Source organism: Nocardia sp. 852002-51101_SCH5132738 (genome assembly GCF_001665695.1).
Classification (GTDB): Bacteria; Actinomycetota; Actinomycetes; order Mycobacteriales; family Mycobacteriaceae; genus Nocardia; species Nocardia nova.
In genome coordinates this window covers 43,733-55,447 of sequence record NZ_LZML01000020.1, presented here as the reverse complement: position 1 = coordinate 55,447, position 11,715 = coordinate 43,733, and the positions used below count along the sequence as shown (strand labels likewise).

Sequence of the window (11,715 nt, the reverse complement as noted above, 5' to 3'; positions counted from 1 at the left end):
CCCACCCCTGCACTGACCGCCTGATCGAACAGGATCACGCGGCAATCACCCGATACACCACCCGTTTGGACTTGACCTCGCAGCGAGTCTTTTCCGTGCGACCGAAAACTGTCGAATAGAAGGAGAATTGGGCTTCGAGATCATTCACCAAGATCTTCGTGAACGAAAACGACTGCTGCGGTGCGGGGGAACGCTGGGCACCCAGAACCTCTTCCCGGCTTCCCAGTTCGAAATGTATATCGAAGACGCGTTCGGTGATTCGGTATCCTGCTGCCGTTCGGGTCAGCGTGTCTCGGTAGACCCCGCACATTCGTACGTCTTGTCGGGGTGTGGGCCTGCTCCCATGTGGAAGACCCTGGCCGTGCAGGTTGTGGATGCGGTATCTCCGTCGATGTCGACGATCATGTTGCCCAACAGATGTTGAGAAGGTCCACAGTGGTCGAGGAACGATCGAATCATCGCGACGGTGGCCACCCGCCCTTCGATCGCCGGCGCGTCGGGACTGCCGTATCGAACGACGACGTCGGGGGCGAACACTTCGTCGAGGCGGCGCCAATCTCGGTCGTCGAGTGCGTAAGCGTATCGATTCACTACATCGGCAATAGCGTCGGATTCAGCTGTCATCGGCCCACGATTCCGGTCGGAAGGCATGAGAAGTACATGGCGGCATCGTAGGGAGGCCGGCCCGGCGGTCTTCGTGTCTTCTCTCGGTGAGCGAAACGAAGAGACGTCGCTTCGGTTCGCCGCGCCGGCGGCACGGCTTTCCCGATGGATGGAATGGCTCGACGATCTGCGGGCGCCGAGCTCCTAGCGTTGCGTGGTCGCGAGTGACCGAAATCGACATCTCGGAGGTGGGCAAGTGTTTTCGGAGCGGGCGTTCTTCTCGTTCATCGAACTGACCGATCCCGACAGGCATCGGGAATACAACGAATGGCATCAGCTGGATCACCGGCCGGAGAATTTGCTGCTACCAGGGGTCGCGTGGGGCGATCGCTGGGCCCGCCGCCGAGACCGCGGCGCAGAGCTCGGGACTGCCGCGGGGGAGCTGGCCGGTACCGACTATATGGCCATGTATTGGTTCCGGCCGCCGTACGAGCAGAGTATCGCCGAATGGACCAAGCTGGGTGAAGACTCCTTCCAGTGGGGGCGGGGCCCGATTCTGCCGGGGATCCGGCGGTCCCTGCTGGCGTTCTTCACTCCGGTGAAAGGCTATGTGGCACCACGGGTTCTGGTGTCGGCCGACGCGCTGCCGTTCCGGCCGAACCGCGGGCTGCACGTCACCCTCACATATCTGGCCGACCCGCACGGTGTGCCCGCGCACGAGCAGTTTCGCTGGCAGGATCGGGTGCGGATCCCCGATCTGCTGGGGTGTCCCGGGGTGGCGGGCGCGTGGTCGTTCGCCCTGCATTCGGTGCAGACGCATCCGACACTGCCGCTCGGGGAGGCACGGCGAGAGTATTCCAGCGGTGCGTTGCGGATTCGCCTGTTGTATCTGGACGGCGATCCCGAGACGGTGTCGAGCGAACTTGCCGAGCATGAGCGGGAATGGGACGCGGCGGGCCGTGGTGCCCCCTGTCCAGAGGCCGAGGAGGTGCTGTTCGCCGCGCCGGTGCATTCGATCGTTCCTTGGCAGGACTGGTAGCGGCGATGCGGAGCGCCGAGTTGTCGTCCAGACAGTCCGGAGGATTGGCCGAGGCGATTCCGGTACGACTCCTCACGCACGCGTCCGGTGCGGCGGCAGGGCGTTTCCGAACCGCGGACAGATCCGGTCCGCGCTCCTCGCACGTGCTAGCGTATGATCGCGCGACCCGGTGAATACCCGTTCGCCGAACCGGTCCGGGAGGTGATGCGGATGCCGTCTGCGAAGCAGCGTGTGACCGCGACCGATGTTGCCCGTTCACTCGGACTGTCGCGCGCGACTGTCGGGTTCGTCCTCAACAACACTCCCGGGCAGACGATTCCGGAGAAGACCAGGCAGCGGGTGCTGGCCGAAGCCGAGCGGCTCGGATACCGGCCCAACCGAGCGGCGCAGACATTGCGCCGTGGCAGTAGTCGCCTGGTGCTGTTGGTGCTGCCCGACTGGCCGGTCGAAGACAGTATGGCGGAGTATGTCGACGAAATGGCTTGTGCGCTGGATCGAGCCGGCTATTCGCTGATCACCTACACCCGCCGGGCGGCGGATCGCTCCCGGCCGCTCTGGGAGTCGGTCACCCCCGACGTGGTGATCGGTCTGGCCGATTTCGATGCGGAAGAACAGGATTCGTTGCGGGCCAGCGGGGTCCGCCGAGTTGTCATCGGAACGGTAGGGCGCTCGGAGGCGGCTGTCGCGGGGGTGGGGTTGCAGGTGGAGCACCTCTATTCCCTGGGGCATCGGCGGCTGGCCTATGCCACCGGCCGTGAGGAGAGACTCGCAGATCTCGTCGCCGCGCGAGTGGCAGCCGCGCAGGGGGCAGCCGAGCGGTTGGGGCTCGAACCGCTCGACGTTCGTGAAGTCGGCACGGGAGAGGCCTCGGCCGTGACGAGTGTCCTGGCCTGGCGTGACAGCGGTGTCACCGGCGTCGTGGCCTACAACGACACCGTGGCGGCGATCGTTGTCGGTGCTGCGATGCGGGCTGGTATCGGTGTCCCGGCACCCTTGGCGGTGATCGGTCACGACGACACCCGACTGGCGGCTGTGTTCGTACCTTCGCTATCGAGTGTGCGGATGGACGCGGCAGGGGTGGCTCGATATACCGCCGACCTCGCATTGCACGCCGCCGGTGAACTCGCCGCGGCGCCGGAGCCGGCGTTGCCGACCATGACGATGATCCGTCGCGAGTCCAGCTAGTCACCGCTAATCGCGTTGTGCTGCAGTGTAATCGCGCAACTCCACATCGAACGTCCCGAACCCGGAGCGTAGACCGGGGCGTTGCTACCGACATTGGAGCCCAGCCGTACTAACACGAGATAGTTAGGCATGTTTCGTGAAGGGTGGCTGCTGTGTTTTCCGGGCGCCTTCCCCGGCCGTATTCCGCTCGGCGGGAAATGCGATGCGCCGCGGGCACGGGCTCAGCCACTCTTACCGGATATGCGAACAGAAATTCCTGCAGTCGTTCCCGCGGCCGACGTCGAGGACTGGACCGGGCAAGCGGATGTCATCGTCGTCGGATTGGGCATCGCGGGGGGATGCGCGGCGGCGGAGGCCGCGGCACACGGCGCGAACGTACTGGTATTCGAGCGGGCTGCGGCCGGCGGTGGTACATCGTCGATGGCCGGCGGCCATTTCTATCTCGGCGGCGGCACCGCGGTGCAGACCGCCACCGGACACACCGACTCCGCGGTGGAAATGGAGAAATACCTCACGGCCGTTTCGCGGGAACCCGATGTGCGCAAGATCCACGATTACTGCGTCGACAGTGTGGCGCATTTCGAGTGGCTGGAAGGTCTGGGCTTTCGCTTCGAGCGGAGCTTCTATCCGGAGAAGGCCGTCATTCAGCCGGGGACCCAAGGCTTGATGTACACCGGCAACGAAAAGGTATGGCCCTTCTGCGAACTGGCTGTCCCCGCGCCGCGCGGCCACAAAGTGCCCGTGGCCGGTGACACGGGTGGAGCGGCGCTCGTGACCGGTCTACTGGTGCAGCGGCTCGAGCAACTCGGTGTCGAGATCCGGTACGAAACCGGAGCACAGCAGCTGATCTGCGATGAGAGTGGAGCCGTGGTCGGAGTGCGCTGGAAACGGTTCGCGGAATCCGGGGCCGTGAAGGCGCGTGCGGTGGTCCTCGCCGCCGGGGGTTTCGTCATGAATCCCGATATGGTGCGGCAATACGTGCCGCAGCTTGCCGAGAAACCGTATCCGCTCGGCTCGTCGTTCGACGACGGCCTCGGTATCCGGATGGGTATGTCGGTTGGGGCTGCCACCGCGCATATGGACCAGTGTTTCGTGACGGCGCCGGTGTACCCGCCTGCCCGGCACCTCACCGGAATCATCGTCAACGCGCAGGGGGAGCGGTTCGTCGCCGAAGACTCCTATCACGCCCGCACCGCCGGATTCGTCTTGGAACAGCCGGATGCGAAGGCATTCCTCATCCTGGACGAATCGCATTTGGCGAAGCGGGATTTCGAACTGGTGCCGTTCATCGACGGGTGGGAGACGGTCGGTGAGATGGAGACCGCGCTCGGCATTCCGCCGGGCAATCTGCAGCGGACGCTGGATGCCTACAACGCGCACGCCGCCGAGCGCTCCGACCCGGAATTCGGCAAGCGGCCCGAGTATCTGGAGGCGCAGGACCGCGGTCCCTGGGCGGCATTCAACCTGTCGCTGGGCGTGGCGTCCTATGCCGGATTCACCCTCGGCGGACTACGGACGACCGTCGACGGACAGGTCGAGCGCCCGGACGGGACCACCGTTGCGGGTCTGTACGCAGCCGGCGCCTGTGCTTCCACGCTGGCTCAAGACGGCAAGGGGTACGCCAGCGGTACACAGCTGGGTGCGGGGTCGTATTTCGGCCGCCGGGCCGGTCGGCATGCGGCGTTCTCGGCCGGCGGAGAAGCGGATTCGTCTCACTCGCGGAGCCCGATGACCAGTTGAGGCCGGCCTCCCCGACGGTGCCGGAGGGGATCGGGCCGTGCCGGGGAGTGTGCCGCTCACCGGGAAAGCGGGTTAAAGCCGTGCGAGCCCGGTGGACATGGCCTTGCTTCCGATACGCATGCTGCCCCAACGGAGAGATTCACATCTTCCCCAACTGCGGCACTGGGTGATGATCAAGCAGCAGGAAGCGTGGGAAGCGGCGGTTCTAGCGTTCCTCCGCCGCTGACAGTGCCGCCGGCGTCGTGTCGGTGATGACCGGCGCCGACATCGCACAGAAACTGTGACACACACGGTCTTTGACGAGCTGCTCGGGGCACTCCGGATCGAACCACCGGTCCACATGTCCCCAGTGCACCGGATGATTCATATAGGGCCCGAGCAGTGTGTCGAGATCGGCGAACTCCTGCTCCCAGACATGGGTCCAGGCCGACGTTCCGGAAGCGTGAGCGACGCGACTGAGCTGCCACGCCCGGATTCCCGGCAGATGTACGGGCATCTGCAGCATCGCGTGTTCGAACCGCCCGAGTTCCGCGGGCGAAGCGGAATCGTCCACGCGTAACAGCAACGTCCGATAGACCGAGGCCGGGCTCGACGAGTTGCGGCGTCCCGCCCGGTCCTGCCCGGGCGATCCACCGCGATATTCGGCGGCATCGACGTGGTGAACGGAGCTGCCGGAGGTCGCCGCGTCGATCGGTGCCCGCCAGCGCGACCATTCCGATTCCGACTCGAATTGCAGGTGGACGAGAAGGTCCCCGCCGTTGCGTGCTCCGGGCAGTGTGGGCGCGACGAGGGTGTACCGAGCGGGAATCGAATCGGCCGCGGCGGTGATGGTGCGTAGTACCGCCGCCCGGTCCGCGGTGTCGTCCAGATGGAGTAGTCGGGTCACCTTATACATGGCACAGCCCTTCTACGACATCGGCCGCGGCGGCCATGGACCGGGACCGTTCGACGATCATGGGGGAGACCGACTGCCACCAATGGGCGTACACCGGATCGTGGCGTCCCTTCACTGCCGCGGCCCACCACTGCTGCGGGCCCTCGACGGTCCAGGTCGCGGTGACGACATTGCTCTCCGCATCGATCCAGGCCGGCGGGCTGACCAGGACGCGGTCCAAGGTCAGACCGCGTTCCCGCGCGCCGGGGGCGTATTCGCTCAAATACGCGTCGATGAAAGCGCGCGCGTGGCCGGGTTTGAGCACTATCCGGTCGATGATGTAGATGGTGCTGTCGCTCATGGTGTTCAACGTAAGTGGTGCGCCGCCGAGTGGGTGATCTCGTTCCCGTCAGCCGGGAGCGGCCGGGGGCAATGGGTCCGGAATGCCTTGTAAGCTCGGCGATTATGGGTGCTGACGTCGATTCTTTCCCCAACTTGCCCGCCACCAGCTGGGCAGTATTGGGGATGTTGTCATTCGGTGAGGAATTGACCGGCAACGAATTGAAGAAATGGGCCGACTGGAGTATCGGATTCTTCTATTGGAGTCCGTCGGTAAGCCAGATCTACGGCGAACTGAAGAAGCTCGAGGACCTGTCGCTGGTGCAGTCCCGACTGGTCGCGGACGAGGGCGTGCGCAACCGGCGGCTGTATCGCATCACCGAGGACGGGCTGCGCGCGCTGCGTAACTGGTCGCGCGATGCCGACGTGGACATGCCGGTGCTCAAACATGGTGTGATGCTTCGCCTTTGGATGGGTCATCTGCACGATCCGGAGCAGTTGAAGCGCATCGTCAGGACCCATATCGACAACCTTCGCGAGCGCGCGCGGCGAGCGGGACGGCACGCCGACCGGTCGGATCCGGAGCCGGGATGGTCGTTCACGCAGATGAGTTTGCGATGGTCGCAGCGCTATTTCGAAGCCGAGATCGAGCTGGCCGAGCAGCTGCTCGCGGATATCGATGCTGCGGCCGAGCATTATCGCTCCTCGGTCGTCACCGACGAATTCGGACTTCCGGTGCCGCGTCATCCCGGAAGTTGGCGTGCTGTGGGCGCTGACGATCCGGACGCGGAGACCGGAACCGACCAGTCAGCCTTCGGCGAGAACGGAGGGCGCGGTCGGTAGCGATCGCAAGATGTTCCTGCGCTGCAACGTCGGAGTCACGAACCGGCCGGCGTTGAGGCTGCGCACGATGGCGGCGGCCGTGAGCTGCACCGGCGTGGTCATGCGGCTGTCGAACGACATCTTGTTGAGCGGACCGCAGATGGACACTGCGGTCCTGGCCTCACCCACCTCCCCGATCGGAGCGGCGATACAGCCGAACCCGGTCGGTGCGCCGTTTCGTTCGACGGCATAACCCAGCTGCCGGACCACCTCGCCGCCCGGTTCGGCGTGGTTGTCGTATGCCAGCAAAGCCTTGCCCAATGCCGTGCGGGCGGCGGGCAGGCGGCCGCCGATGCGCGTCGGAACCTGCGCGGCCAGCCGGCCGCCGATCTTGTCCAGGTACACCACATCGGCGCCGTCGAGCACCGCGAGATGCACCACCATGCCGGTGGCGCGGTACAGGTGATGCAGGTGTTCGCGCGCCGCGGCGTGCACCCGATCTTGGTGGACGGCCAGCGAGCCGAGCTCGACGAGCCTGATCCCCAGGCTGTAGCTGCGGCCCTGGCGCTGCAACCAGCGCAGGCGGACGAGCCGATCGAGCATCCGGTGCGCCGACGAGCGAGGCAGTCCGGTCCGGGACACGATCTCGGTCAGACCGAGACTTTCGTGTCCGTCGAAGGCGTCGAGGACGAGAGTCAACCGGTCGAGGATATTGCTGGGGGTGTTTGCCTCGGCCGCGTGAATCTCCTGCGTAACGGTCATGCTGTGCTCCTCGTTGACCACGGCGACGATCTGACGTGCCTATTTCGATTAGAAAATAGTGGCACATCGACGCCGATCTGTGAAGCGGGTCACGGAGTTTGCTGCCGTCGTGGCAGGTGTGCCGAAATTTCTGCGAACCGTTGTCCCGGTGAACGGGAACCGCCGTCCGCGACCGGGTGTCCGATCCGCACATAATCGCCGCTGACATCGATATGTGATGCACATCATGCGAGGAGCCCGGTGTGCCGACGAACACTCGGCGTGGCTCCTCCTCGCAGAAGGAGATCTCGGATCATGAAACTTGGCGGACTTGCTCGCCACCGGCGAACACTTGCCGGATTCAGCGCATTGGCCCTGATAGGGGCTTTGGGCGCGAGTGCATGTAGCAGCGACGACACCTCGAACAACAGCGCGATCGCCGGTGCCTCGACCACATCGCTGCCGGACAACCCGGCCTCCGGTACACCGGTGAAGATCGGGTTCGTCTCCACCGAGGGCGGCGCGGTCGTCTCGATTCCGGAAATGCGTCAGGGGGCCGAGGCCGCGGTCCAGTATGTGAACAAGAACGCCGGTGGGTTGGCCGGGCATCCGATCGACCTGGTCGTGTGCAAGCAACAGGAGGAACCGACCTCGGCGACCAAGTGCGCCAACGAGTTGGTCGAACAGAAGGTGGCGGCCGTCCTGTCGCCGGGAACCTCGCAGGGTCCGGCCATCGTGCCGATCGTCGCGGGGGCGGGGATCCCCTACGTCACCCTCAACGGTGTGTCGCAGGTGGAGCTGGCCTCGCCGGAATCATCGTCGCTGTCGGCCGGGTTGCCCGGCACGATCACCGCGATGGCGCAGGCGGCCAAGAAACAGAACATGAAGACGTTCACCATCTTCGCCAGTGACGGCGGCGGTATCGGCGCCATGATCAACGCGATGGGCGCTCCGATCTTCCAGGGGGCCGGCGTCGACCTGAAGGTGGTGCCGATCGCCCTCGGCGTGCCGGACCCGACTCCGCTGGTCACCTCCGGACTGTCCGCCAAGCCGGACGGTGTCAGCGTCATCGCCGATGCCGGAACCTGCACCTCGGTGTACAAGGCGATCCAGACCGCCGATCCGAACGTGCAGAAGGTCTACATCCCGACGTGCCTCGATCCCTCGGTCACCAACATCATCGGGATGGACACGGTCAAGGGCAGCATCGGCATCACCGCCACCGACTACCTGTCCGATCGCCCGGATTCGGTGCTCTACCGCTCCGTGCTGCAGCAGTACGCGAAGGATCTGAACGTCACCGGCGCCGCGTCCTCCGGCTACCAGCTCGTCATGGCCCTCGTCGGGGCCACGAAGAATCTGCAGGGCCAGGCCGATGCGGCGGGCATCAAGCAGGCGTTGAAGACGGCCCAGAACGTCGAGATGCCGGCCGGCGGCGGGATCACGTTCACCTGCAACGGCACCGCCGTGCCGCAGATGCCGTCGATCTGCTCGCATCAGATGCTGATCGGCAAGATCAACGACAAAGGTGTCCCGGTGGACCTCGAAGTGACCGGATAGGTCAAGGGTAACAACGGGATTCGGCCAGAGAGATCGCCATGACAGACCATCTTTCCTACCTCGTGCTCGGCCTCGGAAACGGGGCTGTGTACGCGGCCATCGGACTCGCGCTCGTAATGACGTTCAAGAGTTCCGGTGTGGTGAACTTCGCGACCGGCACGGTCGCGCTGTACACCGCGTACACCTACGCCTTGCTCCGCAAGGGGGAGTTGCTGGTTCCGATACCGGGACTGCCCAAGTCCGTCCATCTCGGTGGGCCCCTGGGTGTCATCCCGGCCATGGCGATCTCTCTGGTCTTCGCCGCCGTCCTCGGCGTCCTCTGCTACGCGCTGGTGTTCCGGCCCATGCGGACCGCGTCGGTGGTGGCGAAGGCGGTGGCATCTATCGGGTTGATGATCGTGATCCAGGCGCTGATCGCGCAGCGGGTCGGCACCGGACTCGTTGCCGTCCAGCCGATTTTCGCCCTGGACACCTTCCGGATCGGGGACCGAACCGTGCCCACCGACCGGATCTGGCTCGCGGCCTCGATCATCGGCATCGCGATCGTCGCGACGGTCGTGTTCCGCTTCACCCGCTTCGGTGTCGCGACCGAGGCGGCCGCCGAATCGGAGAAGGGCGCCTACCTGACCGGATTGTCCCCGGACCGGATCGCGTTCAGCAACTGGGCGCTGTCCTCGGTGGTCGCGGGCCTCGGCGGCATTCTGATCGCGCCGCTGGTGGCGTTGAATCCTGTTGCCTATTCGATGTTCATCGTGCCGGCGCTGGCAGCCACCCTGGTGGGCAATTTCAGTTCGATCTGGCTGACCGTTGCCGCGGGCATCGTAATCGGTGCCCTGCAGGCCGAAGCCACCAATCTCCAGGGGCTCTACAGTTGGATGCCGAAATCCGGTACCGCCGAGGCGATCTCGCTGCTGTTGATCCTGGGATTCCTGGTCGTGAAGGGACGTCCGCTGCCCGATCGTGGCAGTGTGGTGCGCAAGGCACTCGGACGCGCCCCGCGACCCGATCACATAGCGATCCCCGCAATGCTGTCGCTGGTGGTCGCCGTGGTGGCGCTGACCGCGACGTCCGGCAGCTACCGGGCCGCCGTCGTCAGCAGCATCATCTTCGGCGTGCTCGCCCTGTCGCAGGTCGTGGTCACCGGATATGCCGGTCAGATCTCGCTGGCTCAGCTCACCCTCGCGGGTGTTTCGGCCTATGCGTTGAGCGTGCTGAACCAGCACCTGGGGATCCCGTTTCCGTTCGCGCCGATCCTGTCCGCCCTGTTCGCGACCCTCGTCGGCGTGGTGGTCGGCCTGCCGGCGCTCCGAGTGCGTGGCCTGCCGCTCACCGTGGTCACGCTGGCGCTCGCAGTCTTCGTCGAAGCGTTCTGGTTCCGCAATTCCGACCTCAACGGCGGTGTCGCCGGTGCGCCGATCGACAATCCCCGGCTGTTCGGCATCGACCTCGGAATCGGTGCGGGACATGCCTATCCGCGCATCGCGTTCGGTGTGTTGTGCCTGGCGGTACTGACGATGGCCGGACTCGGTGTCGCCTGGTTGCGCCGCAGCAGCCTCGGTACCGACATGCTCGCCGTGCGCGCCAACGAACGTTCGGCGGCGGCCGCGGGCATCGATGTGTCGCGCACCAAACTGATCACCTTCGCGATCGGCGCTTTCATCGCCGGGTTGTCGGGTGCTCTGCTCGGCTATCAACAGACTCTTGCCACGCCGGAGCCGTTCGCGGTGTTCGCCGGCATCGGGCTGTTCGCCATCATGTACGTCGCCGGCGTCACCTCGATCACGGGCGCGATCCTGGCCGGTCTCATGGCTCCGGGCGGTGTGATCTACCTGCTGGTCGACCGCTTCCTGCACATCGGTGACTACTACGCCGTACTGAGTGGAATTCTGCTCATCATCACGGTGATGACCAATCCCGACGGCATCGCCAGTCGCCTGCCGCGGGTTCGGTGGCCTGCGCCGCGCCGCGGCGATCGCACCTCGTCCGGCGGGGTGGAGGTGACCGATGCCGTGACGCCGCGCGACACCGACATTCCGCTGCTGTCGGTCGACGGCGTCAGTGTGTCCTACGGTGCGGTGGCCGCGGTATCGAATGTCACCTTCGAGGTGTTCCCGGGTGAGATCGTCGGCCTGATCGGGCCCAACGGCGCCGGCAAGACCACGCTGATCGATGCCGTCACCGGATTTGCCTCGGCGAGTGGTGCCATCACCCTGGACGGCACCGCCATCGCCGGTGCACCGCCTCATGCCCGCGCTCGATCGGGACTGGGCCGCAGCTTCCAGGATGTCGAACTCTACGACGATCTCACCGTCGCGGAGAACGTCCGGGTCGGCGCCGCCCGATCACAGTCGAAACTTCCGGTTGCCCAGTTGGTTTCGCGCACACTGGCCGTCCTCGGACTCGGGGACATGGCCGATGCCGCGGCGGCCTCGCTGTCGCAGGGACAACGGCAACTGGTCTCGGTGGCCCGCGTGCTGGCCGCGGCCCCCGCGGTGGCGCTGCTCGATGAACCCGCCGCGGGACTGGACAACAACGAAAGCCGTTGGCTCGGTGAGAAGTTGCGTTCCGTGCGCGACAGCGGGACCGCGATTCTGCTGGTGGATCACGATATGGAGCTGGTACTCACCATCTGCGATCGGGTGATCGTGCTCGACCTGGGCACGGTGATCGCCAGTGGGCCACCGGAATCGATCCGGACGAATACCGAGGTGCTGCGCGCCTACCTCGGCGTCTCGTCCGACACCGTCGAAGTGGCTTCCGAAGCAGTGCCCGAATTGCAGTCCGGCGCTCTGACCACGCAGGAGGCATAGCC

At 65.4% G+C, this 11,715-nt stretch carries 10 protein-coding genes; 6 read left to right on the top strand and 4 right to left on the bottom strand.

The window, feature by feature from the left end:
- Nucleotides 1-282: 282 nt before the first annotated feature.
- Nucleotides 283-624, bottom strand: a complete 342-nt coding sequence (locus A5789_RS35250) for a nuclear transport factor 2 family protein (RefSeq protein WP_195063936.1) — start codon at nt 622-624, stop codon at nt 283-285.
- A 235-nt stretch (nt 625-859) separates the two neighbouring features.
- Between A5789_RS35250 and A5789_RS02595 the strand changes: the two genes are divergently transcribed.
- The 3 genes from A5789_RS02595 (at nt 860) to A5789_RS02585 (ending at nt 4,567) form a co-directional block, all read left to right on the top strand.
- Nucleotides 860-1,642, top strand: coding sequence for a hypothetical protein (locus A5789_RS02595; RefSeq protein ID WP_064902529.1), 783 nt, complete (start codon nt 860-862; stop codon nt 1,640-1,642).
- 210 nt (nt 1,643-1,852) lie between these two features.
- Nucleotides 1,853-2,827, top strand: coding sequence for a LacI family DNA-binding transcriptional regulator (locus A5789_RS02590; protein ID WP_082940426.1), 975 nt, complete (start codon nt 1,853-1,855; stop codon nt 2,825-2,827).
- A gap of 240 nt (nt 2,828-3,067) precedes the next feature.
- Nucleotides 3,068-4,567, top strand: a complete 1,500-nt coding sequence (locus A5789_RS02585) for an FAD-binding protein (protein ID WP_064902528.1) — start codon at nt 3,068-3,070, stop codon at nt 4,565-4,567.
- A 205-nt stretch (nt 4,568-4,772) separates the two neighbouring features.
- On the opposite strand, the gene A5789_RS02580 is transcribed toward A5789_RS02585, so the two are convergent.
- Together A5789_RS02580 and A5789_RS02575 are read right to left on the bottom strand one after the other, a co-directional pair.
- Nucleotides 4,773-5,462, bottom strand: coding sequence for a Dabb family protein (locus A5789_RS02580; RefSeq protein ID WP_064902527.1), 690 nt, complete (start codon nt 5,460-5,462; stop codon nt 4,773-4,775).
- The gene (locus tag A5789_RS02575) at nt 5,455-5,802 is read right to left on the bottom strand and encodes a hypothetical protein (RefSeq protein WP_064902526.1); all 348 of its coding nucleotides are present in this window, start codon (nt 5,800-5,802) and stop codon (nt 5,455-5,457) included. The genes A5789_RS02580 and A5789_RS02575 overlap by 8 nt, the downstream gene beginning before the upstream one ends.
- A 104-nt stretch (nt 5,803-5,906) precedes the next feature.
- Here A5789_RS02575 and A5789_RS02570 point away from each other — a divergent pair, with 104 nt between their 5' ends.
- Nucleotides 5,907-6,623: a PadR family transcriptional regulator gene (locus A5789_RS02570; RefSeq protein ID WP_063013234.1), complete on the top strand. Its 717-nt coding sequence runs from the start codon at nt 5,907-5,909 to the stop codon at nt 6,621-6,623.
- Here the strand turns inward: A5789_RS02570 and A5789_RS02565 are convergent.
- A complete protein-coding gene (locus A5789_RS02565) occupies nt 6,588-7,364 on the bottom strand; it encodes an IclR family transcriptional regulator (RefSeq protein ID WP_064902536.1) in 777 nt (258 codons plus the stop codon). The genes A5789_RS02570 and A5789_RS02565 overlap by 36 nt on opposite strands.
- A 294-nt stretch (nt 7,365-7,658) precedes the next feature.
- On the opposite strand from A5789_RS02565, the gene A5789_RS02560 reads away from it, so the two are divergent.
- Both A5789_RS02560 and A5789_RS02555 read left to right on the top strand, forming a co-directional pair.
- On the top strand, nt 7,659-8,903 hold the full coding sequence (locus A5789_RS02560; RefSeq protein WP_063013232.1) for an ABC transporter substrate-binding protein: 1,245 nt from the start codon (nt 7,659-7,661) through the stop codon (nt 8,901-8,903).
- Between the two features lie 38 nt (nt 8,904-8,941).
- Nucleotides 8,942-11,713: an ATP-binding cassette domain-containing protein gene (locus A5789_RS02555; protein WP_064902525.1), complete on the top strand. Its 2,772-nt coding sequence runs from the start codon at nt 8,942-8,944 to the stop codon at nt 11,711-11,713.
- Nucleotides 11,714-11,715: the final 2 nt, after the last annotated feature.